Raw genomic sequence first — 22,809 nt, 5'->3', positions numbered from 1 at the left:
GGCCGCTTTTGCATGCCGATCCGACAGCGGCGAAAGAGAGCGGCCACAAATGTTTGCGCCTAGCTTAGTGCGTGATAATGCATAATAATCCCGTTTCACTTGGGGAAAGTTCAAGGTAAGGCGGGGCTTGAATGGCATTGGACTCATTGGATGTGAGGCTGCTGCGCATCTTCGTGACGATTGTGGAGGCGGGCGGTTTTGCGGCGGCGCAGAGCGAACTCAATCTCTCGCTGTCGACGATCTCCAACCACATATCAGCACTGGAGAGCCGGCTCGGCCTGACGCTCTGCCAACGCGGCCGGTCCGGCTTTCGCCTGACGGAAGAAGGCCGCGCCGTCTATGAGGAGGCCAAGCGTCTTTTCGGCTCGATCGACCAGTTCGATATCCGCATGAAGGGGTTGCAGCACCGGTTGAACGGTACGCTCTCGATCGGTCTCATCGACAATACCCTGTCCGACCCGGCGTCCCGTCTTAACGCCGTCCTTGCCCGGATGACGGATGAGGCACCGGAAGTGGCGCTTTCAATCGTCACGCGCCCGCCGCACGAACTGCTGCGCGACGTGATAACGGGAGAACTTCATATTGCGATCGCCAGCTTTCCGCGCACGACGCTCGGACTGGAATACATCGATCTCTACGAAGAGACGCAGCGCTTCTACTGTGGCGCCGGGCATCCGCTGTTTTCGCGCGATGACAGCGAAATCGAGATCGACGACATCCGCGCCTACAATCTGATCGGCCGCTCCTATTGGAACGCCCGCGACCTCAAGATCTTCTCGATCGCCAACCCGCGCGCGACCGTCAGCGACATGGAGGCGGAAGCACGGCTGATCCTCTCTGGGCGTTACCTCGGCTATCTGCCTGACCATTTCGCCAGTCGCTACGTTACAGATGGCTTGCTGCGGCCGATCCGGCCCGATCTTTTCAGCTATAAGGCGCCGTTTCAGGCGGCCTTCGACAAGTCGCGCGCAAAGTCTGGGTTGATCCCGTTTTTCGTGAAGCTACTGACGAGCGAGTTCGGCGTGCGGCAGTCGTCTCGAGGCGCGCTGCGCGCGCGTGCCGGCCGGTAACGCGTCGCAGCCTGCCCGTCCGGCCCAGCCGTTCTCGACCGGGGTATCCGCTCTGACGTGAAATGACGGGAATGCGAAAGGCGCCCTGGAAACCAGGTTCCAGAGCGTCCTTCGGCCTTATCGAGCGCGTACGGTTTACTAGAGCATCCACCTCAAGTGGATCCACGTGAGGTGGAAAGATGCTCTAGAATCAAAGAACTGGAGCGTCCTTGCTGCATTCGTATGAACGCACGGCGCTCTAATCGAGCTCGAAGTTTTCTTTGTAGTCCTGCTTCAGATGCGCCGGCTGGTCTTCCTTCTTCAGCATGCAGTTGCCGACGACGAGCCGCTCGATTTCCGTTCCCATGAAGCAGCGATAGGCGTCTTCCGGGTTGCAGACGATCGGTTCGCCGCGCACGTTGAAGCTCGTGTTGACGAGCACCGGGCAGCCGGTGCGGGCCTTGAAACGGGTCAGCAGTTCCCAGTAGCGCGGGTTGGTTTCTCGGTGCACGGTCTGGATGCGGGCCGAATAGTCGACATGCGTTACCGCCGGTATTTCCGAGCGCGGCACATTGAGCAGGTCGATGCCGAACAGGTTTTCCTGCGGATGGTTGGCGTGCAGGCGGCGGCTTTCCACGACGTCGCCGACCAGCAGCATGTAGGGGCTATCCTTGTCGATGTCGAACCAGTCTGCGACATCCTCGCGCCTGACCGACGGTGCGAAGGGCCGGAAGCTCTCGCGGTACTTGACCTTGAGATTGAGCATCTTCTGCATGGTCGGAGACCGAGCGTCGCCGAGGATGGAGCGCCCGCCGAGTGCGCGTGGACCGAACTCCATTCGGCCCTGCATCCAGCCGACGGCTTTTTCCTCGGCCAGCGCCGAGACCGTGGACGAGGTGACTTCCTCGTCCGACAGGACCTCGAATTTGGCGCCGGCGGAGGCAAGCCGCTGCTCCACCTCGCCCTGCTCGAAGGCCGGCCCCAGATAGGCCCCTGACATCGCATCGCCGTCCTTCGGCGCACGCGTACTACCGAGATACTCGTGCCAGACGGAGAGTGCTGCCCCGAGGGCGCCGCCCGCGTCGCCGGCGGCAGGTTGGACCCAGATGTCGTCGAAGATCCCGGCCTTGAGCAACTTGCCATTCGCGACGCAGTTGAGCGCGACGCCACCCGCAAGGCAGAGGTTTCGTTCGCCGGTCTGGCGCCGCGCAAAGCGGGCGAGCCGCATGACGACCTCTTCGGTCACGGCCTGAACCGAGGCTGCAAGGTCCATCTCACGCTGGGTCAGCGGCGATTCCGGCTTGCGCGGCTCGCCTCCGAACAGGTCGTGAAAGGCGGGCGAGGTCATTCTCAGGCCCGTACAATAGCCGAAATAGTGCTGATCGAGACGGAACGAACCGTCTTCCTTGATATCGATCAGGTTGTCGAGGATCGTCTGCACGAAACGCGGCCGACCATAGGGGGCGAGCCCCATGACCTTGTACTCACCCGAATTGACCTTGAACCCGGTGTAATAGGTGAAGGCCGAATAGAGCAGGCCGAGGGAATGCGGGAAATGTATTTCCTTCAGAAAGTCGAGGCGATTGTCGCGGCCATGGGCAAGCGATGTCGTGCACCACTCGCCGACCCCGTCCATGGTCAGGACCGCCGCGGAGGCGAAGGGTGAGGGAAAGAAAGCGCTTGCCGCGTGGGACTGGTGATGCTCGGTGAAGAGCAGCGACCCCTCCCATTCCTTCTGACCGGCAAGCTTGCCGAGATCCTTGCGCAGCATCTTCTTCTGGAATAGCTTTTCCTTGATCCAGACCGGCATGGCGACGCGGAACGAGCTGAAGCCGTGCGGCACAGTTGCAAGGTAAGTCTCGACCAACCGTTCGAACTTCAGAAACGGCTTTTCATAGAAGACGACATGATCGATGTCGCTGATGCTGCAGCCTGCTTCCGACAGGCAGTACTCGATTGCCCGCGCCGGAAAGTCCGGGTCGTGTTTCCGGCGCGTAAAGCGTTCTTCCTGGGCGGCTGCAACGATGCGCCCGTCTTCGACGAGCGCCGCCGCGCTGTCGTGGTAAAATGCCGAGATACCGAGGATACGCACGACAAGCCGCCTCAGAACAGCGTGTAGATGAAGGGGGCGACAGCCGTACCCTGCGTCAGTACCACCAGGGTCCCGAAAATGGTTGTCATGACCAAGATCGGCAGCAACCAGTACTTCTTTCGGTTGCCCATGTATAACAGGAGTTCCCTAGCAAGGTCCATTTTCGTTTCCTCTGCCCGATTCAGTAATGGTTAGGTTCTTCAAAATTCAGAACTGATTTTTCATCGTTGCCTCGGGCGCGCCGCCCTTCGGCTTGTCAATCCAATAGGTCTTGGCGCTTTTGTCGAACTCGGCGGTCAGCGCGTCATTTCCACGCAACCTGAGATAGAGGCCGATTGGCACGAAGGTCGTAACGTAGATCAGAAGCATCACGACCGGATTGACGATCTTGAAGAGAACGAGGCCGAGCTGCATCCAGAGACGGTTCGCACCTGTCAGGGTTGATGGTGCGACAAAGGCCAGGCTCACGAGAACCGCGCCGATCAGGGCAAGCGCACCTGTAAACACCGTCATCTCGGAAGATCGCCACAATTTTACAAGCGCGATCAGGACCAGAATTCCGCCGACGGTGTAGCCGAAGCTTCTGTTCGACGGCCCTTCCGGGAGCGTCTCGTTTAGGGGTCCATGAGAAATGCTCATTGCTATCCACCTCAAAGCGGTTAGCTAAAAATAGGCACAATTTTCAAAGTGCCGACGCCTGAAAAATTTTTAGTCATCTATATTGCGAGAATATGAGCGGCAATTACTGGATTTGGTCAATATGCCAATGGATATAGGAGGTCATTTCAACCTTCTGATTCTTGGCGGTACATTCTGATACTGAGATCGGTGCCCGACAGGGTTTCTCTTCTCTTTAGCGCCACGAGGATTTTTGGACGCGCAAAGGTCGTCGTAGCATTTTGAATTACTGCATGTTTTGTCCTTTGGTCGGCGACGTTGAAGGAAACCATGCAGCAGAGGACACTGGCTGATGGCGCGAAGATCAGGTGGCCATGACGGTGTCCATAACCTTGGATATACTCGCGGTGAATGCAATTGAGCATGGGGCAGGACAAGCGTATGCTCACTGCACTTGAGCAGGTAGACTTTAGAGGCTCCGAGATCCGGGCCGTCCATATTGTTGAAGATACGGCCGGTAACGGTCGAGGGCCGCAACTTTATTCATCCTCGCTCGTCACGCGCGCCTTGATATCTTTTCGTGGGCCGACTGGAGGCGGAGACATGGCATGAGGCTAGAGCCGTCAGACCGTTTCAGCGCCCGGCGCGCGAGCCCGGCGGGAGCCTTGCCGCCGCACGACGCGGGGGCGCCGGTGGACGGAGACCAGGCTTCCGGTCGCAAGGTCTGGGCGAACACGTTCCGTGCCCGTTCCGACAAGGTGATCGCAGTCGGACGTATCCTGCTTGCCGCCGGCAGCGTCTGGATCGCCTGGCTTGATACCGCGCACGTGCCCCTGCCACCCGAGCCGATCTACTTTCTGCTGATCGGCTATCTGTTTTACGCGGTCGCGGCTGCCTTTCTCGTCTGGCGCACGGAGATTTCGAGGGTGCGCGGTACCCTGGTGCGCCATGTGATCGATGTCGCGGCCTTTGCCACGTTCATGTCGATGACCGACGGTCCGGCCAGCCCGTTCTTCATGCTGATGCCTTTCACGCTGCTCTCAGCGACCCTGCACTGGCGCTGGCGCGGAGCGCTCTATACCGGCCTCGTCTGCCTGGCGGCGCTGCTCTACCTGGGCTACTTCGACACCAATGACCTGCTCGATCCGGATTCGGACACGACGACGAATGCGTCACGAATTCTCTTCATTTTTGTCGCGGCGGCACTCCTGGTCTGGCTCGGTGCGCACCAGGAGGCGGTCAGGGCCGAACTGTTGCGCCTCGTCCAGAGGACGCCGGCCCAGCCGCGGGGGCGCGAATGGCCGGCGCGCGCTGCGCTCGACTACGCAGCCCATGTGATGTTGGTGCCACGCGCGTTGTTGCTGTGGACCGACGCGGAAGAACCCTGGACCTATGTGGCGCTGTGGAAGGAAGGTGAGCTCGAGGTGGCGCAGATGCCCCCCGACGCCTTTGGCTCCTGGACGGATGAGAAGCTGCAGCGCAGCAGTCTTTTGATCACCGAGGCCGCGCGTGGACGGCTTCTTGTCCATGTGGGCGAGGGGCGGTTTCACCAATGGACGGATGCCGACCCGCCGATATCACCGGCACTTGTCGAAGCTTTTCAGATCAATGCCGCGGTCTCCACCTACTTTCAGGTCGATGACCTGCAGGCGCGTCTCTTTGCTCTGGAGCCGCCTGCGCTCACGCTTGACGACGTGGCGATTGCGGAAATCATCGCTGACCGGATAAAGGCCCTGTTCGAGCAGGCGATCCTCGTGCGGCGATTGAGCGACGAGGCGGCCGTGGATGAGCGTATCCGGATCGGCCGCGATCTGCATGATGGCGTCCTCCAGGCGCTTGCGGGCACCGCATTGCAGCTGCAATCTCTGCGGAAGCTTGCCGATGTGAGGCCCGAGGTGCTTGCCGAACGCCTCGACACCATTCAGGCGATGCTGCTTGAGGAGCAGCGGGAGCTTCGCGGCTTCATTCGGGCGCTCGAGCCTGGTGGCAACCTGCAGGTCGCCGGAGAAATGCATATCGAGCGCCAACTCGAGGCGGTCGCGGCGCGGCTCAGGCAGCAATGGCAGATCGACGTGACAATAGCATTCGACCCGCCGTCCGGCATCGACCTGCCGCTGGCTCTGACCTATGAGCTCGCGCGCATGACGTCTGAAGCAACCGCCAACGCGGTCAGGCATGGTGGAGCGCAGAAGGTCAGGATCACCGTCAGGATCGACAATGGTTCGATCGTGCTGACGATCGACGACGATGGCGTCGGCTTCGGTTACGGCGAACGCCTCGACCATGCCGAACTGGAACGTGAAAAAATCGGACCCCGCAGCCTGCGCGAACGCGCGGCGGCGCGCGGTGGAAAACTTGCGATCGAAAGGATAGCGGAATGGACACGGGTGGTCGTCATGCTGCCGATGCCGCAATAGTGCTCCGCACGATCGTCGTCGACGATCATCGCATCGTCCTTGACGGGCTGCGCCGCCTGATCGAGACCGTGCCCGGGTGGGAAGTGGTTGCGACCTGCGAACGCGCGGCCGACGCCCTGCAGATACTTTCCGGCTGCACCGTTGATATCGTCGTCGCCGACCTTCGCATGCCGCAAATGGATGGGCTCGAATTCATACGCCGGCTGCGCAGCCACCGGCAGGGGATTGCGATTGTCATCCTGACGGCGGACATCGGCGACGACCAGATCGCCGAAGCGATGAAACTTGGCGTGAACGGGATCGTGCTCAAGGAGCAGGCGCCGGACACACTGCTCGACTGCATCGGCGCGGTCGCCGCAGGCAAGACCTACTTCCAGGACCAGGCGCTTAAATCCGCAATCGAACGGATCCGCAGCGAGGAGGCCGAGCGGACCCGGGGGGTCGATCTGCTGACGCAGCGCGAGATCGAGGTGTCGCGCCTGGCCGCCTCCGGCATACGAAGCAAGGAGATCGGCGCCCGGCTCGGCATCTCCCCAGGCACAGTCAAGCTGCACCTCCACAGCATCTACAGCAAGCTTGGTATCTCGACGCGCGTCGAGCTTGCCAATCTTGCCAGCCGACTGCCGAGAAACTCCGCGTGATCGCGCTGATTGTCGTGTTCGATAGATCTGTTTTTTGACGGAAATCGCGTTCCTGACCAGGTCAGCCTTTCCAGGGCCTCGGATTTCCAGGCCGCAGACCGGCACGTCAGCAGCAGCGGTGCAGCCTTTGCGGCGAAGCTCATGGCACGCCACCTCAGAGCAGGCGCAATTGCATCTGCGGTCGCAGATGCGGCCCGCGAGCAGGCAGCCCTTGGTCGCCGGGAACCCAACCATGACTCGAAACAAAGCGAGCGGAGTATATCCATCTGGATATATTCAGGGCGAAAATACTGGGATAGAGTTGCAACCTGTAAGGCGCCTCCGGCAGAGAAGTGTAAGCCTCAAAAGCTCATGTCGCAGTATAAAAAATAGATTCATGTCCTCGTAGTCAAAAAACATTTTACGGTGTTCTTCTCTGCTCCGGAGAGCCACTATGCATGTTCAAAGTGTTATTGAAATAGCGGAAACAGACGGTCAGCTTCCGGTTGAGATAATCATAAAGGGTTATCGCTTGAGCCAGAAGCGGCTTACCGTCTTTATCTTGAACGAGGTGACGCCGGATGCGGTCAATCGCGTCCTGGATCCCGTGGTTCCGACGTTGCCTCTTCTCATTCCTGGCGTGCTCTACATCAAGATTTCCGATGAAGCCTGTGTCCGCGAGGCGGTGGGAGCGGCCGAGGTCGTTTACGCCGCGACCGCCATGTTTCGGGATCTGTTGACCGGTTATGGGGTCTTGCCCGGTCTGTTGCGATCGATCGAACTCCTGAAACCGGAATCCTCGAAGCGCGTCAGGCTTGCGGAGTCCGGCGAGCAGAAATGCATCTCGTCAGCGCCCGAGGTGCAAAGGAGGACGATTACCTATTTGGCCAGTCTGGCGCGCTCCTACTGGCGCGAGGCCGGAAGCGCTTGATTAAGAACGAAGCGACGCAACCCGAAAATGTTTCAATGAAGATCGCCCAATCAAGGTGTCAGCCCACATGTCGCGAAAAGCCGAACATCAGGACGCGCTCAACAACCCGACAGCCGCGCCGGCGGACTTCATCGGTGAGAGCCAGCCGCGACCGGCCGGCATCCTTCGGCGCATTCGCCGCTCGCGCAATCTCTCCGGCGCGCTCGACGGGCTGATCATCGTCGTTTCGGGCCTTGTCGCCGTTCTCATCTGTGAGATGCTCCTGCGCTTCGTACCGAGCCTGCAGCTTCCGGTCGGCGAAGGAGAGTACGTCTTCTGCGGGATGCCGCGCGCGCGGCATCAATCCCATGCGCTCTATGGCTATACGGAAGTACCGGGCAACAGCTATTTCGAGCGCTTCAGCCCGTTTGACCCCTGGAACCACGTCCAGATCAACCGCGACGGTTTCCGCGACAATGCGACCAGAGATGGCGCGGCCGTCTTCGTCCTCGGAGATTCGATGGTGCGCGGTTCGCTCGTCAAGGAAAGCGAGACCTTTAGCGCGCTATTGAACACGTGGCATCCGCAGTTGCTATTCAAGAACTACGGCACCGGCGGCTACGGTCAGCCGAACGAGATACGGCTCTACGAAGACAAAGCTCCCAACATTCCGCACAAGCTCGTCATCGCTGGCCTTTCGCTCAGTACGGATATCGAGGATAACGCCGAGCGGGCGGTGCTGACGCCATCGTCGGTCGAAATCACCGTGGAGCCAGCGGGCAGTGGCTTGAAGAAACCCAGCCTCGCTCTGCAGGCGCATCTGTTTCTTTGGCAGAACAGCAAGCTCTACAACTGGTTCTATTCAACACTGCTCAGACCCTATGTCGGCGATCGGGCTTCCCGGCGAGACATGGGCCAAGCCATCGAACTGACACGACGGCTGTTCGTCCGGCTTGCCGACGATGCTCGCGCAAACGGCGCCGAACTGCTTGTCGTCATCCTGCCCGGCTGGGCCGAGCTCGCGGGCCGGGACGACGGTCTGCAGCCTTCCAAGCAGCGCGAAATGATCAAAGCATTCGCCGCTGCGACACCTGGTGTTTACGTCGTCGATCCGACGGAAAAACTCGCCGCCAACGATCCGATGAAGACCTATGGCATCGGTGACAAGCATCTGTCCCCGCTCGGACATTTCCTGGTGGCCGAGGCGATCGACAGGTGGCTGATCAATAGCTGGGACGGCCGGCAAAGCCTCACCGGCGGCAAGCATGAATTTGTAAAAACCGCTCCGATTGAGCCCGATTGCCTGCAGCTTTCGCAGGTGGAGCCATAACTGGCGGACCTGAAAGGAAGATCCGATGAGTTCCAACGCGTCACGAGTCATTCCAATGGAACAGAACAGCATACAAAGGTCCTCCATCGTAAAACGCGCCCTGCTCGCTATTCTCGCTACAGCCTTCAGCCTCGCCCTCTTCGCCCTCACGATCGAAGGTCTGGCGCGGGCCGTTTTCGACAACGGCATGGATTTCGATCTGGAGATGTGGAAATACGCCCGCGATCTCAAACGGGTCAGCGCCGAGCCGGCGATCGGCCACGAGCATATCCCCAACGCAAGCGGGGTCTACATGGGCGTGCCGGTGAACATCAATTCGATCGGGCTGCGCAATAGAGAAGTCGCGCCCGTGTCCGATAATGCCGTGCGCGTGGTGATGCTCGGAGATTCGCTGACCTTTGGCTGGGGCGTCAAAGAGGAGGACACGCCGTCCAGGCAGCTGGAGACGGTCCTTAACCGTGCTGCTGCGGGTGCGCTCAAATACGACGTGATCAACACTGGCGTTGGCAACTACAACACACAGATGGAAGTCGCCTATTTCCTGACCAAGGGGTCCGAGCTCAAGCCGGATATCGTTGTTCTCAACTATTTCATCAACGATGCCGAGCCGACGCCGCGCCGGCACAAGGTGGGGTGGGGCGAATACTCGCAGGCCTATGTCGTACTCGCTTCGGCAATCGACAAGGTCTCACGCATATTCCTCGGCCGAGCCGACTGGAAGGCGTACTATCGCGGCCTCTATGAGGCCGGGCAGCCCGGCTGGACCGACGGTCAGGCGGCAATCCAAAAGCTTGCGCGCTTCTGCCGGGAGCGCGGCTATAAGTTTGTGATCGTCAATTATCCCGAACTGCACGAGCTCAAACATTATCCGTTCCCGGAAGTGACTGGTGTGGTGGAAAAACTCGCCGAGAGCGAAGGCGTCCCGTTCCTTGACCTTCGTCCGTCCGTCGAGGATCTCGTGCCGGAAACGCTCTGGGTGTCGCCTTCGGACGCCCATCCGAACAAGATCGCCAACGCGCGTTTTGCCGGCGCGATCGCGCAAACGCTGACGCGCTCCTATCCTGAGCTGTTCGCTGATACGGCATCGGTTGCAACTGTCGCCAAGTGACACCGTCGGCCAGTGGCCGGAGACGGCGAGAGGCACCTGGTCTGCAGGTCTGCCCACCAGCGCACACCGATCGTCGTGAGTGTGAGCTCATCGAGGGCCGGTTGTACGATTGTCAGGCAAAGTCGCCCGTGGCTTCCGCCTCGTTGACGACCCAGTCGATGAAGACCTTGGCGAGTGGCGAGCTCTCCCGGTTCCTCTGCGTCACGATGTAGTAGCCTTTGGTCGCCGATTTGATGAAGCCCTTGAGAGGACGGACGAGCGCGCCTTGAGCGAGCTCCTCGCCGGCCGTAATATTGTCCCCCATCGCGATGCCGATGCCGCAGCGCGCCGCCGCCAGATTCTGATTGAAATCCTCGAAACTCAAGCGCCGCACGGATGGCGGGATCTCCTGGCCGTGATGCTTGAACCAGTCGTTCCAATGCGTCGAGCCGACGCCATCCAGAAGGACGTGCCGCGCGAGATCCTTGGTACGTTTGATGTCGCCGTCGCGATTGATCAGGATCGGGCTGCAGACCGGAAAGAACTCCATCTGCTTGAGTGGTGTCGTTTCCCCTTTGGCCATGCGCGGATCACCGAACATGATCGCGAGGTCCGCCTGGCCATCCGGGAACGGCTCGCCCCATTCCGGCATTGAGAGGATCTGCAGTTCGACCTGCTCGAAGCGCTCGTAGAACTTGCCGAGCCGCGGCACGAGCCAGCGGGTTGCAAAGGCCGGCATGCAGCGCACGGCGAGCCGCCCGGCAATCGGGTTTCGTTGGAGGCCGAGGACGGCATCGTTGAGCGTTTCGAAGGATTGGGTGAGCTTGGAGAAGAGCTCCTGACCCTGCGGGGTCAGCACGAAGCTGTCGCGTGACTTCGTCGCCAGCGCAAAGCCGAAATGGTCCTCCAGTTGCCGGAACTGCTTGCTGACAGCGCCAGGCGTCACATGGAGTTCGTTTGCGGCCTTCGTCAGGCTTCTGTTGCGGGCACTGGCCTCGAAGGCGCGCAGTGCGTTGAGCGGCGGCAATCTCGTCACCTGGTTCTCTCCGGATCGAGCTTCATCATTGAGAAAACCTCAAGTAAGAGCGGAAATCAATTCGCTATGAGAGAGGAAAACGATACGTTAGCATTTCCTTTATCGAAACAGGAGGCCGGGCCGATTGCCGCTGTCGGCTCGCATAGAAGGGAACCAGACGTGAACGCCGCACCGCCCAAGAAAAAGGATCTCTATTCCGCGACGATCAAGTATTTCGGTTCCGTTCCCGAGCCGGCCTTCGAAGCGCCGGAACGGCTCGCCCAACTTTGGGGGCGCAACTGGGGGTGCAACAACGATGTCGGCACGCTGCGCACCGTGCTGATGCACCGTCCCGGTGACGAGTTTTCCGTCATCGACCGCAACCAAGCGGATCGAGGAGATCGGCACTTACGGCGATCTCGAAACCGGCTGGTACTGGCAGAGCGACACCATTCCGACGCTCGAAGAACTGCAGGCCCAGCATGACGGTCTGGCCGACGTGCTGCGCGCCGAAGGCGTCGAGGTGATCTATGTCGAGGGCGTCGATCGCGGCCGGTTCAAGTCGGTCTACACCCGCGATTCCTGCATCGCTGTCAAAGGCGGGGCGATTGTCCCACGGCTGGCGCCGCGCATGCGCCATGGCGAGGAGCTCGCCGTGACGCGGACGCTGGCAAAACACGGCATGCCCGTGCTTCGCACCCTGCACGGAACCGCCATGGCGGAAGGCGGCAGCTTCGCCTGGCTCAACAGCCGCACCGCCGTGATCGGTCGCGGCATCCGCATCAACGACGACGGCATCAGCCAGATCGCCGAGGTCCTGCGCTATCAGGGCGCCGAACTCCTGGTCGTCGACCTCTGCGGCTACGACATCCATATCGACGGGCATTTCCTGATGATTGACGTCGATCTCGCGCTGATCTGGCCGCGCGGCCTCTCCTTCGTGTTCCTCGAAAAGCTGCGCGCGCTTGGCATCCGCACCATCGAGATGAATGAGGACGACAATCCCTGGATCGTCAATGGTCTGGCGATCGCGCCGGGCCGGGTGATCATGCCACGCGGTCTTTCGGATCGTACCCGCGAGGCCCTTGCCCGCAACAACGTCACCGTGCTCGAGATCGACTACGACAAGGTGCAGCTGAACGGAGGCGGTATCCATTGCTCGACGAGTCCGCTGATCCGGGACAGCGTCGACTGAGCGGAGATTGCAGATCATGCCAGCCCACATTTCCATTCGCAAAGCCTGCAAGGCCTTCGGGTCCTTCGAGGCCCTGAAGAACGTCTCGCTCGATATCGAGAAGGGCGAGTTTCTCACCTTTCTCGGTCCGTCCGGATCCGGCAAATCGACGCTTCTGAACGCGATTGCCGGCTTCGAGCCGCTGTCGTCGGGCGCTATTTTGAGGAACGGCGAGGACATCAGCGCAACGCCGGCCGACAAGCGCAATTTCGGCATGGTGTTCCAGGGCTATGCGCTGTTCCCGCATCTGACCGTCGCGGAGAACATCGCCTTTTCCCTGCGTGTGCGGAAGGTGGCGCGGGCCGAGGTGGAGCAACGCGTAAGCCGCATGGTGGACCTCGTCGGCCTCAGGGGGCATGAGCACAAGCGCCCCTCGGCATTGTCAGGCGGGCAGCAACAGCGCGTAGCACTCGCACGCGCGCTGGTGTTCGAGCCCGAATTGCTGCTGCTGGACGAGCCATTGTCGGCGCTCGACAAGAACCTTCGCGAGCAATTGCAGGACGAGCTGGTCGCCATCCATCGCAAGACCGGAACGACCTTCCTGTTTGTTACCCACGACCAGATGGAAGCCATGGCAATGTCGGACCGGATCGCGATCTTCGACCATGGCCGCATTGTCCAGCTTGACCGGCCAAGTGTGCTCTACGATGAGCCCAACTCCCGTTTCGTCGCGGAATTTCTGGGCACGATGAACACGTTGCCGGTCTCGCGGCAGCGGGCGGTTGCCGGCGAGTTTCATGCGCATGTCGGCGAGTTCGGCGTCCGGGCAGTGTTCCCCGACGCCGAACAGCTGGCGGGCGCGCCGGCCGTCCTCGCCATCCGTCCCGAAAAGCTGACCCTTTGCCGCGACCGGCCCAAGACCGACCACAACCTTCTGCCGATGACCATCGACGGCATCATCTTCCAGGGCGGAACGACCATCGTCAAAGGCAGCGCTCCGGAGGGAACTGGCCTGACGGTGACGACCGCGCGTGATGCGCTCGGCATGCCACCGGCGCGCGGAGAGCAGCTCTGGGTCCACTGGGGCCACCTGGATGGGCGGGTGCTGGCCGGCTGACGACGCATTCGCAAAGAACGTCTACCAACCAAACAACAAAAAGGGGAAATGAGATGAAAAACGATCTGAAGGCTGAATGCCTTGAACTGTTGAGGGACGGCCATCTTGCTGGTCGCATTGACCGGCGGACGTTTCTGATCGGCCTCGTTCTGCTCGGCGTTGCGCCGCACCTTGGCGGCCGATCGGCCCGCGCGGGCGATGGTCAACTGGTGGTCACGAACTGGGGCGGAGACGCTGTCGGCGCCTTCGAGACGGCGTTGACCGGCAGCTACGCCGAACAGCAGGGCATTGCGGTGAAGATCGACGGATCCGGCCCGACCAAGGGCGCGATGAAGGCGCAGTTCGAAAGTGGTGCTGTCTCCTGGGATGTCTGTGACGCCGATCCGGGTGCGACGAAGTCTTTGGGCGAGGCCGGGATGATCGAGCCGATCGACTACAAGGTGGTCGACCGCGAGAAGGTGCAAACCGGTTTTGCCTATGAATACAGTGTCGCCAACTACTTCCTGAGCTATGTCATTGCCTACGACGCCAAGAAATTCGGCGCCAATCCGCCGAAGTCCTGGGCGGATTTCTGGAACGTCGAAAAATATCCGGGCAAACGATCGCTCTACAAATGGATGTCGGGCTGCATGGAGGCGGCATTGCTCGCCGACGGCGTGCCGATGGATCAGCTTTACCCGCTCGACGAGGAGCGCGCCATCCGCAAGCTCAACGAGATCAAGCCGCATATCGTCAGCTTCTGGGATTCCGGCGCTGAGAGCCAGCAACTCATGCGCGACGGCGAGGCGTCGATGGCACTGATGTGGCACACTCGCGCCAACCTGGTGGAAAAGGACACCGGCGGCGACGTCAGCTGGACCTACGCCGAGGGCATTCTTGCGCCATCGGGTTGGGCCGTGATCAAGGGCAATCCGGCAGGCGCGAGCCGGGCGATGGACTTCATCCGCTACTGCCAGGATCCGGCGCGCCAGGTCGAGCTGCTGCGAACCCTTGGCTGCGGTCCCTCCAATCCGCTTGCCCACGATCTCGTGCCAGCAGAGCTGAAGAGGCTGGACTGCAGTTCGACTGAAAACATGTCGCAGCAGGTGCTGATGGACATGGACTGGTACTCGGCTCGCGGCGACGTGGCGCTCGAAAAATATCTGGCGATGACCGCGTCATGATGCGGGCGCATCCCATCCCTGTCCGGCGCTTTGCCGCAACCGGATCGCTGGTGATGCTCTGGGCATGGCCGGTGATCCTGGTGCTTGCCTACGTGCTGCCGTTTGCGGGTGTGACGCTTTGGAGCGTCACCAGACCCGAGTTCGGTTTTGAGAACTATGTCCGCATCTTCACCGGTGCGGACTTCCAGGCGATCTTCCTGAGGACCTTCTGGGTATGCTTGCTCAGCACCGCGATCACCATCCCGATCGCCTATCTGCTGGCCTATTACTGGGTGATGGGCGGTGCGCGGCGCAGCCGGCTGATCGAGATCTGTATCTTCATCCCGTTCTGGATCTCGGTGCTGGTACGGGCCTTCGGCTGGGTGGTGATCCTGCGCAACAACGGGCTGGCAAGCGACGTCACGAACGCGCTTGGCTTCGGCGAGCTCTCCACCGGTCGCAACGTCTGGTCGGTCATCACGGGCATGGTGCATTTCATGGTGCCGTTTGCCGTGCTGCCGATGGCCTCCGTCATGCGCAAGATCGACAGGCGGGTGCTGCTGGCCGCACTCGGCCTCGGCTGCCGGCCGCTCGGCGTGTTCTGGCGGATCTATCTGCCAATGTCGCTACCGGGCGTCTGTTCGGCGCTGGCGATGACCTTCATCTTCTCTCTCGGCTTTTTCGTCACTCCGATGATCCTCGGCGGCGGGCGGGTGGTGATGACGGCGGAATCGGTCTTCGTGCAGATGTTCCAGACGGCCAACTGGGGGCTCGGTGCTGCACTCGGCGTTGTGCTGCTCGTCGTTGTCTTCGCGATCCTCTGGCTGTCGCAGCGCGTCATGCGCATCGAACAACTCATGTCGCGGTAGGTGCAACATGTTTGGAAAATCACGTCTTGGCGGTGTTCTTGCCGGTGCGGCCGGGCTCTTCCTGCTCTTGCCGCTCGTCGCCGTCATTCCCTTTTCCTTCACGCCCAAGCGCTTCCTGTCGATGCCCGACGGCGAGTACTCGCTCAGGCACTATCTGGCGATTTTCGATCCTGACACCTGGCTGGCGAGCATCGGCACGAGCACGCTCGTCGCGTTGCTTTCAAGCGTTATCGCAACGGCACTCGCAACCGCGTTCGGCATCGGAATCTGGCTGCGCCGGCCAGCAAGCGGGCGCCTGTTGATCGGTCTGGTGCTGTTGCCGATCATCGTCCCACCGGTCACCTCGGCCGTCGCGCTCTACTTCCTGCTGGCGCAGATCGGATTGCTTGACACGATCCCGGGGCTGGTGCTTTCCCATGTGGTGATGATCGTGCCGTTCTCGGTGATCGCCATCCTTAGCGCACTGAGCCGGCTCGACAGGAACCTGGAACTTGCGGCCCGGAACCTCGGAGCGACGCAATTGCAGTCGATTTTCCGGGTCATTCTGCCGAACATCCGTTTCGGTCTCTTTGCGGCCTGGTTCGTGAGCCTCGTCATGTCCTGGGAGGAGAGTTCCGTCACACTGTTCGTCAGTGGCGTCAACGTCATCACCTTGCCGAAGCGCATATGGGACAATCTGCGCCTGGACCTCGATCCGGCAGTCGCTGCCATCTCGGTCATCATGATCCTGGCGACCACCTTGGTCATCCTATTCCGGAAGTCGGAAGCATGAAGATCGCGAAAAGGCGGTCGCTGTTTCAGTAACGAAAGCAATGACCTGACGATCGACGCTGCAGGCTGACCGCGCCTGTTGGAGTCGATTTCCGGAAGGCGGCCCATGGGCCGCCTTCGTCGTTCGGGCGCGTCCGGAACTTGGGGGCGTCGGCGGTACCCCCTCTGGGGGACTAACGCCCCCTCCCGGCGCCACGCATAGTCCTTCCATGCCGAACGGTATCCGTTCGCTCCCGTCGGCTTAAGTGGAGGAGAACCATGCAGCGCGCCATAATAGAACCCAATCCGACGTCGCCCGCCGACAGCAAGGCCGCGTCGGCTGCCATGTCCGGCTCCCTTCCGATGCAACATCCGAATAGCGTCGCTGCCGAAGTGCGCAGTCTCTGCAAGACCTACAATGCCGGTACACCGCGCGCGCATGAAGCACTCAAGGACGTCAATCTCTCCATTCGCGCCAATGAATTCTTCACACTTCTCGGCCCCTCCGGCTGTGGCAAGACGACCTTGCTGCGCATCCTCGGTGGCTTCGAGATGCTGACGTCAGGCGTCTGCCGCATCTTCGGCGAAGATGTCAGCCGCCTGCCGCCGGAAGCGCGACCCGTCAACACCGTCTTCCAACAATATGCGCTGTTTCCGCACATGACGGTCCGCCGCAACATTGCCTTCGGTCTGGAAATGCTTGGCAAGCCTAAGGCCGAGGTCGAGCGCACCGTCGATCGGATGCTCGATCTGGTCCACATGCGCGAATACGCCGATCGCCGACCGGACACGATGTCGGGTGGTCAGCGCCAGCGCGTTGCGCTCGCCCGGGCGCTCGCACCGCAGCCGAAGCTGCTGTTGCTCGACGAACCCTTGTCCGCGCTAGACCTGAAGCTCAGGCAGAAGATGCGGCTGGAGCTGAAGTCGCTTCAGCGCGAAACCGGGATCACCTTCGTTTTCGTCACCCATGACCAGGAAGAAGCGCTGGCGATGAGCGACCGGGTTGCCGTCATCAGCAATGGCCGCCTGCAGCAGGTTGGAACGCCCGAGGATATTTACGAACAGCCGCAAAGCCGCTTCGTTGCCGATTTCATCGGCGAGTCGAACCTGGTCGAGGCGAGGGTGGCGCGCTGCATCGGCGGCGAGGCGGCTCTCGATGTCGAAGGCTTCGGCCAGGTCCATGCCCCCGTCGCGCAGCGTGTCGAGGTGGGGCAAAAGGTCTGGCTTTCGATCCGTCCCGAGCGGCTGGTTCTTGGTGCTGGCCACAGCGACGGGCAGGCAACCGCATCGATCGCCGATCGGACCTATCTCGGCAATGCCGTCGAATATCACCTGCGCGCCGGCGAACATGCCTTGACCGCTCGTTCGCCGCGCGGCGGCCTGCGCGGCCGGCAGGACTTCGCGCCGGGCGATGCCGTCAGCCTCGGCTTCGAGCCCGGCTCCATCAAGGTGCTGTTGTCATGAGTGCCCGGCCTCTCGCACTCTCCTCGCGCATCCCGCCCGGGCTCGCCCATGCCGGTCTGCTCTGGCCGTCGCTCGGCATCATCCTGGTGTTCATGGTCGCGCCGATTGCGATCATGCTCACCTATTCCTTCCTTGTGCCGGGTGCCTATGGCGGCGTCGAGTGGACCTTTTCCACCGGAGCCTATGAGCAGATCCTGTTCGAGCGGGATTTCCTCGACGACAGCCTGACGTTTACGCCCGACTACCTGATCATCGTCGCCCGCTCGCTGCTGCAGGCAACCGTCGCGACGGCTCTATGCCTCGTGATCAGCGTGCCGACCGCCTATTACATCGCGACCCGGTCCGAGCGGGTGAAGAACATCTGGCTGTTCCTGATCACTATTCCTTACTGGGTGAATCTTCTGATCCGTACCATCGCGCTCCTGTTCGTGCTGCGCGACGACGGGCCGATCAACAGCGCTCTCCTTGATCTCGGCGTGATCGGCCAGCCCCTGGCATTGAGCTATAACGGCTTCGCTATCTCGCTCGGGCTGATCTATTCCTTCCTGCCCTTCATGGTGCTGCCGCTCTATTCGGCCTTCGAACGCTTCGATTTCCGTCTTCTGGAAGCGGCCTACGATCTCTATGCCAGCCGCAGGACCGCCTTCTTCCGCATCGTGCTGCCGGTGATGCGTCCGGGACTGATCGCGGGCAGTCTGCTCGTCTTCATTCCCTCCGTCGGCTCCTATCTGGCGCCCGACATTCTCGGCGGCGGCAAGACGCTGATGATCGGCAACCTCATCGGCACGCAGTTTCAGGGCGCGCGCAACTGGCCGTTCGGCGCAGCACTGTCGATGATCCTGCTTACCATCACCCTCATCGTCCTTCTCTGGCTTGCCCGGCGCGCCGCGCAGCAGCAATCGAACTGAGAAAGGTCCGACATGTCCACCGCCCGTTTGCGCGACCTGCGCGTCTTCCCCGGCTTCGGCCTTCTCTCCGTCGGCTGCGTCGTCTTCCTCTATGCCCCCATCGTCGTCCTGGCACTTTATTCCTTCAACGATGGCCGTTCGGTCACCCGGTGGGCAGGCTTTTCGTTACGCTGGTACCAGACCGTCTTTGCCAACCAGAACATCCAGACGGCGGCGCTGAACTCGGTGGTGATCGCCATCATCGCCGCGACCGTCGCCACGGTCTTTGCGCTGGGGGCTGCCATTGCCACGGTCAATCGCAAGAAAGGCGGCGGTGAAGGGGCCCATGTCGTGCTGACCTTCCCGCTGATGGTGCCGGAAATCGTCACGGCCGTTGCCTCGCTCGTCTTCTTCGTCGCTGTCGGCATCAGCCTCGGCTTTGCCACCATTCTTATCGCCCATATCGTCTTCTGCATCCCCTTTGCCTATCTGCCGATCAAGGCGCGGCTGGAGAGCATGGACGAGACGCTGCCCTCGGCGGCAGCCGACCTCTATGCCTCGCCGGCAAGGGCCTTCCTGCGCATCACCCTGCCGCTGCTGGTGCCGGGCCTCGTCTCCGGGTGGCTGCTCGCCTTCATCATTTCGCTCGATGATTTCATCATCACGGCTCTTGTCGCCGGTCCCGGCGCCACGACCCTGCCGCTCCACATCTACGGCATGCTCAGGCTCGGCATGACGCCCGAAGTCAATGCCATTTCGACGCTGATGCTGGCGGCATCGACCGTGCTGGTGTTGCTGTCAGGACTGCTCGGGCAGGTGGGTCGCAAGCACTGATTTCGCGGGAAACGACACACGAAAATCAAAAAGAGAAAGGGAACATACGATGAAAAAAGCTGCCGTCTTTACTGCCCTGCTTGCCTCGACCATCGCCGGACCCGCGTCCGCTGCCGGTGACCTCTTCATCTATACCTGGGGCGAGTACACGCCGCCCGAGATGGTGGAGAAGTTCGAGAAGACCTACGGGGTCAAGGTCCATATCGATACCTACGATTCCATGGAGACCATGCTCGCCAAGCTGAAATCGGGTGCTGGCGGCTACGACATCATCGTCCCCGGCCACGATACGATGACGATCCTGATCGGCGAGAAGCTGCTCGAGCCGATCAACGTTGCGGCAATGTCGAACTATCAGCATGTCGACGAAATGTGGCGGGACGTCTTCTGGGACAAGGGGCGCCTCTACTCGGCACCCTGGGCCTGGGGCTCGACTGGTCTCGCCGTCGACCGCGATATCGTCAAGGGCGATGACACGTCCCTGAAGATCCTGTTCGAGCCGGATGACGCGGTGAAGGGCAAGATCAACATGCTACGCGACGTCAACGACGTCATCAATATGGCGCTGCGCTACCTCGGCAAGCCGCGCTGCAACGATAATCCCGAGGACCTGAAGTCGGTGCTCGATCTGCTCTCGACGCAGAAGCAATTCGTCAAGAGCTACAACTCCGAGACCAAGGAACTGCTGGTTTCCGGCGAGGCAGCCGTTTCGATGAGCTGGAACGGCTATGCGATGCGCGCCCGCGACGAGCGACCGTCGCTCGAATACATCTATCCGAAGGAAGGCTATACCGGCTGGATGGACAATGTCGCCGTGCCGAAAGGCGCGCCCGACATCGAGAACGCCAAGCTCTGGATCAACTTCATCATGGATCCGGAAAATGCGGCGATGATCACCAACTATGCCCGCTACGCCAACGGCATCAAGGGTTCGGAAGCCTTCGTCGACAAGGCACTCGCCGGTGCCCCGGAGCTGAGCCCGCCCGAAAGCGCGCCGGCGCCGGAGTTCCTGACCGCCTGTACGCCTGCCGTCACCAAACTTTACGACCGCGTCTGGACCAAGCTCCTGCGCTGACCGGCCGGTCTGCGGAGCCAAACCTCACGCCCATCCCTGGAGAAAACAATGACCATCGTTCAATCCGTTGTTGCCGGATCCGACCGGCCGAACAACCGTTCGGCGTTCGAGAAGGATCGCGACCACGTCCTGCATCCCTATACCGACTTCTCGACCTTTGCCGCGACCGGCAGCCAGATCATCGAAAAGGCTGAGGGCGCCTATGTCGTCGACAATAGCGGCCGGCGGCTACTCGACGGCATCGCTGGCCTCTGGTGCGTCAACATTGGCCATGGCCGCCGCGAAATGGCCGATGCCATCGCTCGCCAGGTTCTGGACATGGACTACTACAATCCCTTCGGCGCATCGGGCAACGTGCCGGCGGCCGAACTCGGAGCCCGCCTTGCAGAGCTTTCGCCCGGCAGCCTCAACCATGTCTACTATACCTGCGGTGGCTCGACGGCGAACGAAGCGGCAATCCGCATCGTGCACTACTATTTCGCCATGCGCGGCAAACCGGGCAAGCGCAAGATCATCTCGCGCAACAATGCCTACCACGGCGGGACCTATGTGGCGGCGGCGCTGACCGGCATCCACGGCACCAAGTACGGCTTTGCTCAGGTCGGCGAGGATTTCATCCACCACATCTCCGCCGCCGACTGCTACGCCCGTCCGGACGGCATGACGGAGGAGGCCTATTGCGACCTGCTGGTACGCGAGTTCGAGATGCGGATCGAGCAGCTTGGACCCCAGAATGTCGCCGGCTTCATCGCCGAGCCGATCATGGGCGCAGGCGGCGTGCTGGTCGCGCCGAAGGGCTATCACAGCCGAATGCAGGCGGTCTGCCGCCGCAACGACATCCTCTACATCGCCGATGAGGTCGTGACCGGTTTCGGCCGTCTCGGTGAATGGTTCGCTTCCGATGCGATCTACGACACCCAGCCGGACATTCTCGTCTCGGCCAAGGGCATCACGTCAGGTTATATCCCGCTCGGCGCGACGCTGATTTCCGACGAGATCTATGAGGTGATCAGCCGGCCGCAATGCGAAGGCGGCGTGTTCTCGATGGGGCTCACCTATTCCGGACATCCGGTCGCCTGTGCCGCAGCGCTGACCAACATCGACATCATGGAGCGGGAGCGGCTGCTGCCGCATGCGGCGAGAACCGGCGCGCACTTGCAGAAACAGGCAAAAGCCCTGCTTGCCCATGACATCGTCGGCGATGTCCGAGGCGCCGGTCTGATGCTCGGCATCGATCTCGTCGCAGACAAGGCGACGAAGGCGCCGCTGCCGGCCCACGAGAAGGCGAGCGAAACGATCTTCCAGGGCTGCATTGCCCGCGGCGTCGTCGTCCGGCCGGTCGGCAACCGGCTCATCGTATCGCCACCTTTGATCGTCACGGAAGCCGAATGCGACACCATCGTCTCTGCTTTGTCGGAATCGATTGCCGCCTTCATGGCATCCCGCCGCAGTGCCGCTTGAGGAGCAAAAGATGAGCGAAGTCACCGTCGCTGCAACGCAGATGGCCTGCAGCTGGAACATCGACGAGAACATCGAGAAGGCCGAGGAGCTGGTCCGGCTTGCCCATGAGGATGGGGCTCAGATCATCCTGCTGCAGGAACTGTTCCAGACGCCCTATTTCTGCCTGGAGCAGCGGATCGACCATCTCGATCTCGCCGCAAGCCTTGGCGAGGACCGGGCGGTCCGGCATTTCCGGACGATTGCCAGGGAGCTCGGGGTCGTGCTGCCGCTCTCCTATTATGAGCGCTCAGGACCGGCGCAGTACAACTCGCTTGCGATCATCGACGCGGATGGCGAAATCCTCTGGAACTATCGCAAGTCCCACATCCCGCAGGCGCCGGGCTATGAAGAGAAGTTCTATTTCAGCCCCGGCGATACCGGCTTTCGGGCGATCGACACCAAGTACGCGCGGATCGGTTGCGGCATCTGCTGGGACCAGTGGTTTCCGGAAACCGCGCGGTCGCTCGCGCTGCAGGGCGCGGAACTCTTGTTCTTCCCGACGGCGATCGGCAGCGAGCAGAAGACCGAGATCGACAGCTCCGGCCACTGGCGCCGCACGATGCAGGGGCATGCGGCCGCCAACATGGTGCCGGTGGTCGCGTCTAACCGGGTGGGCAGCGAGGCGGCCGGCAGCAATGAGGCGCTGTTTTATGGCACGTCCTTCATCGCCGACCATGTGGGCGCGATCGTCGCTGAAGCCAGCCGCACCGACGAGACCTATCTGACGGCGCGTTTCGACCTCGACGCGGTCCGCGCCTTTCGGCGCAGCTGGGGCATTTACCGCGATCGCCGGCCGGACCTTTACGGCAAAATCCGCACGCTCGATGGCCAGACGGCGATCGGCTGACTTTTTTCTCGA

Annotated in this window: 21 protein-coding genes; 17 read left to right on the top strand and 4 right to left on the bottom strand. The window is 61.3% G+C overall.

Annotated elements, in window-relative coordinates; all coding sequences use genetic code 11:
• Window positions 1-131 precede the first annotated feature (131 nt).
• The gene (locus tag BBX50_RS17045; protein ID WP_065776510.1) at window positions 132-1,070 is read left to right on the top strand and encodes a LysR family transcriptional regulator; all 939 of its coding nucleotides are present in this window, start codon (window positions 132-134) and stop codon (window positions 1,068-1,070) included.
• 238 nt (window positions 1,071-1,308) lie between these two features.
• Here the strand turns inward: BBX50_RS17045 and BBX50_RS17040 are convergent, their stop codons facing one another.
• From BBX50_RS17040 to BBX50_RS17035, 3 genes are read right to left on the bottom strand one after another with little or no spacing between them, the layout of a single operon-like run.
• Window positions 1,309-3,141: a carbamoyltransferase gene (locus BBX50_RS17040; protein ID WP_065776509.1), complete on the bottom strand. Its 1,833-nt coding sequence runs from the start codon at window positions 3,139-3,141 to the stop codon at window positions 1,309-1,311.
• An 11-nt stretch (window positions 3,142-3,152) separates the two neighbouring features.
• Window positions 3,153-3,302: a DUF5989 family protein gene (locus tag BBX50_RS30805; RefSeq protein WP_244513182.1), complete on the bottom strand. Its 150-nt coding sequence runs from the start codon at window positions 3,300-3,302 to the stop codon at window positions 3,153-3,155.
• A 46-nt stretch (window positions 3,303-3,348) separates the two neighbouring features.
• Window positions 3,349-3,780, bottom strand: coding sequence for a hypothetical protein (locus BBX50_RS17035; protein ID WP_065776508.1), 432 nt, complete (start codon window positions 3,778-3,780; stop codon window positions 3,349-3,351).
• A 587-nt stretch (window positions 3,781-4,367) separates the two neighbouring features.
• Between BBX50_RS17035 and BBX50_RS17030 the strand changes: the two genes are divergently transcribed.
• From BBX50_RS17030 to BBX50_RS17010, 5 genes are all read left to right on the top strand, one after another.
• Window positions 4,368-6,176 carry a sensor histidine kinase gene (locus BBX50_RS17030; protein ID WP_083213711.1) on the top strand — a complete coding sequence of 603 codons (1,809 nt, stop codon included), beginning with the start codon at window positions 4,368-4,370 and terminating at the stop codon, window positions 6,174-6,176.
• The gene (locus BBX50_RS17025) at window positions 6,137-6,817 is read left to right on the top strand and encodes a response regulator transcription factor (protein WP_065776506.1); all 681 of its coding nucleotides are present in this window, start codon (window positions 6,137-6,139) and stop codon (window positions 6,815-6,817) included. Before BBX50_RS17030 ends, BBX50_RS17025 begins: the two co-directional genes overlap by 40 nt.
• A gap of 511 nt (window positions 6,818-7,328) precedes the next feature.
• The gene (locus BBX50_RS17020; protein WP_139108337.1) at window positions 7,329-7,727 is read left to right on the top strand and encodes a hypothetical protein; all 399 of its coding nucleotides are present in this window, start codon (window positions 7,329-7,331) and stop codon (window positions 7,725-7,727) included.
• Between the two features lie 67 nt (window positions 7,728-7,794).
• A complete protein-coding gene (locus tag BBX50_RS17015; protein ID WP_065776504.1) occupies window positions 7,795-9,036 on the top strand; it encodes a hypothetical protein in 1,242 nt (413 codons plus the stop codon).
• Window positions 9,037-9,091: 55 nt separating this feature from the next.
• Window positions 9,092-10,144 (top strand): SGNH/GDSL hydrolase family protein, encoded by a 1,053-nt coding sequence (locus BBX50_RS17010; protein WP_065776503.1) that lies wholly within the window; start codon window positions 9,092-9,094, stop codon window positions 10,142-10,144.
• A gap of 112 nt (window positions 10,145-10,256) precedes the next feature.
• Here the strand turns inward: BBX50_RS17010 and BBX50_RS17005 are convergent, their stop codons facing one another.
• Window positions 10,257-11,159, bottom strand: a complete 903-nt coding sequence (locus BBX50_RS17005) for a LysR substrate-binding domain-containing protein (protein WP_065792077.1) — start codon at window positions 11,157-11,159, stop codon at window positions 10,257-10,259.
• A 334-nt stretch (window positions 11,160-11,493) separates the two neighbouring features.
• On the opposite strand from BBX50_RS17005, the gene BBX50_RS17000 reads away from it, so the two are divergent.
• The 11 genes from BBX50_RS17000 (at window position 11,494) to aguB (ending at window position 22,797) form a co-directional block, all read left to right on the top strand.
• On the top strand, window positions 11,494-12,333 hold the full coding sequence (locus tag BBX50_RS17000; RefSeq protein WP_244513183.1) for an arginine deiminase family protein: 840 nt from the start codon (window positions 11,494-11,496) through the stop codon (window positions 12,331-12,333).
• Window positions 12,334-12,349: 16 nt separating this feature from the next.
• On the top strand, window positions 12,350-13,429 hold the full coding sequence (locus BBX50_RS16995; RefSeq protein ID WP_065776718.1) for an ABC transporter ATP-binding protein: 1,080 nt from the start codon (window positions 12,350-12,352) through the stop codon (window positions 13,427-13,429).
• Window positions 13,430-13,482: 53 nt separating this feature from the next.
• Window positions 13,483-14,592 carry an ABC transporter substrate-binding protein gene (locus BBX50_RS16990; RefSeq protein ID WP_065776501.1) on the top strand — a complete coding sequence of 370 codons (1,110 nt, stop codon included), beginning with the start codon at window positions 13,483-13,485 and terminating at the stop codon, window positions 14,590-14,592.
• Window positions 14,589-15,440, top strand: coding sequence for an ABC transporter permease (locus BBX50_RS16985; RefSeq protein ID WP_244513184.1), 852 nt, complete (start codon window positions 14,589-14,591; stop codon window positions 15,438-15,440). Before BBX50_RS16990 ends, BBX50_RS16985 begins: the two co-directional genes overlap by 4 nt.
• A gap of 7 nt (window positions 15,441-15,447) precedes the next feature.
• Window positions 15,448-16,212, top strand: a complete 765-nt coding sequence (locus BBX50_RS16980; protein ID WP_065776500.1) for an ABC transporter permease — start codon at window positions 15,448-15,450, stop codon at window positions 16,210-16,212.
• Window positions 16,213-16,553: 341 nt separating this feature from the next.
• Window positions 16,554-17,654, top strand: a complete 1,101-nt coding sequence (locus BBX50_RS16975; RefSeq protein WP_139108343.1) for an ABC transporter ATP-binding protein — start codon at window positions 16,554-16,556, stop codon at window positions 17,652-17,654.
• Window positions 17,651-18,562 carry an ABC transporter permease gene (locus BBX50_RS16970; RefSeq protein WP_065776499.1) on the top strand — a complete coding sequence of 304 codons (912 nt, stop codon included), beginning with the start codon at window positions 17,651-17,653 and terminating at the stop codon, window positions 18,560-18,562. Before BBX50_RS16975 ends, BBX50_RS16970 begins: the two co-directional genes overlap by 4 nt.
• Before the next feature lie 12 nt (window positions 18,563-18,574).
• A complete protein-coding gene (locus BBX50_RS16965) occupies window positions 18,575-19,375 on the top strand; it encodes an ABC transporter permease (protein WP_065776498.1) in 801 nt (266 codons plus the stop codon).
• A gap of 49 nt (window positions 19,376-19,424) precedes the next feature.
• On the top strand, window positions 19,425-20,450 hold the full coding sequence (locus tag BBX50_RS16960; protein ID WP_065776497.1) for an extracellular solute-binding protein: 1,026 nt from the start codon (window positions 19,425-19,427) through the stop codon (window positions 20,448-20,450).
• Window positions 20,451-20,498: 48 nt separating this feature from the next.
• Complete coding sequence (locus BBX50_RS16955; protein WP_065776496.1) at window positions 20,499-21,911, top strand: aminotransferase; 1,413 nt, start codon at window positions 20,499-20,501, stop codon at window positions 21,909-21,911.
• Between the two features lie 10 nt (window positions 21,912-21,921).
• Entirely contained in the window at window positions 21,922-22,797 is an 876-nt protein-coding gene (aguB, locus tag BBX50_RS16950; RefSeq protein ID WP_065776495.1) for an N-carbamoylputrescine amidase, read from the top strand.
• Window positions 22,798-22,809 lie beyond the last annotated feature (12 nt).

Source organism: Ensifer sp. LC11, from assembly GCF_001695835.1.
GTDB lineage: Bacteria > Pseudomonadota > Alphaproteobacteria > Rhizobiales > Rhizobiaceae > Ensifer.
This window is presented reverse-complemented; position numbering and strand designations above follow the sequence as displayed.

Excerpts from the sequence above, each read along its gene's own strand:
- BBX50_RS17045 (WP_065776510.1), top strand. The coding sequence starts at position 132 with ATGGCATTGGACTCATTGGATGTGAGGCTGCTGCGCATCTTCGTGACG.
- BBX50_RS30805 (WP_244513182.1), bottom strand. The coding sequence starts at position 3,302 with ATGGACCTTGCTAGGGAACTCCTGTTATACATGGGCAACCGAAAGAAG.
- BBX50_RS17035 (WP_065776508.1), bottom strand. The coding sequence starts at position 3,780 with ATGAGCATTTCTCATGGACCCCTAAACGAGACGCTCCCGGAAGGGCCG.
- BBX50_RS17030 (WP_083213711.1), top strand. The coding sequence starts at position 4,368 with ATGAGGCTAGAGCCGTCAGACCGTTTCAGCGCCCGGCGCGCGAGCCCG.
- BBX50_RS17025 (WP_065776506.1), top strand. The coding sequence starts at position 6,137 with ATGGACACGGGTGGTCGTCATGCTGCCGATGCCGCAATAGTGCTCCGC.
- BBX50_RS17015 (WP_065776504.1), top strand. The coding sequence starts at position 7,795 with ATGTCGCGAAAAGCCGAACATCAGGACGCGCTCAACAACCCGACAGCC.
- BBX50_RS17010 (WP_065776503.1), top strand. The coding sequence starts at position 9,092 with ATGGAACAGAACAGCATACAAAGGTCCTCCATCGTAAAACGCGCCCTG.
- BBX50_RS16995 (WP_065776718.1), top strand. The coding sequence starts at position 12,350 with ATGCCAGCCCACATTTCCATTCGCAAAGCCTGCAAGGCCTTCGGGTCC.
- BBX50_RS16990 (WP_065776501.1), top strand. The coding sequence starts at position 13,483 with ATGAAAAACGATCTGAAGGCTGAATGCCTTGAACTGTTGAGGGACGGC.
- BBX50_RS16985 (WP_244513184.1), top strand. The coding sequence starts at position 14,589 with ATGATGCGGGCGCATCCCATCCCTGTCCGGCGCTTTGCCGCAACCGGA.
- BBX50_RS16980 (WP_065776500.1), top strand. The coding sequence starts at position 15,448 with ATGTTTGGAAAATCACGTCTTGGCGGTGTTCTTGCCGGTGCGGCCGGG.
- BBX50_RS16975 (WP_139108343.1), top strand. The coding sequence starts at position 16,554 with ATGCAACATCCGAATAGCGTCGCTGCCGAAGTGCGCAGTCTCTGCAAG.
- BBX50_RS16970 (WP_065776499.1), top strand. The coding sequence starts at position 17,651 with ATGAGTGCCCGGCCTCTCGCACTCTCCTCGCGCATCCCGCCCGGGCTC.
- BBX50_RS16965 (WP_065776498.1), top strand. The coding sequence starts at position 18,575 with ATGTCCACCGCCCGTTTGCGCGACCTGCGCGTCTTCCCCGGCTTCGGC.
- BBX50_RS16960 (WP_065776497.1), top strand. The coding sequence starts at position 19,425 with ATGAAAAAAGCTGCCGTCTTTACTGCCCTGCTTGCCTCGACCATCGCC.
- BBX50_RS16955 (WP_065776496.1), top strand. The coding sequence starts at position 20,499 with ATGACCATCGTTCAATCCGTTGTTGCCGGATCCGACCGGCCGAACAAC.
- aguB (WP_065776495.1), top strand. The coding sequence starts at position 21,922 with ATGAGCGAAGTCACCGTCGCTGCAACGCAGATGGCCTGCAGCTGGAAC.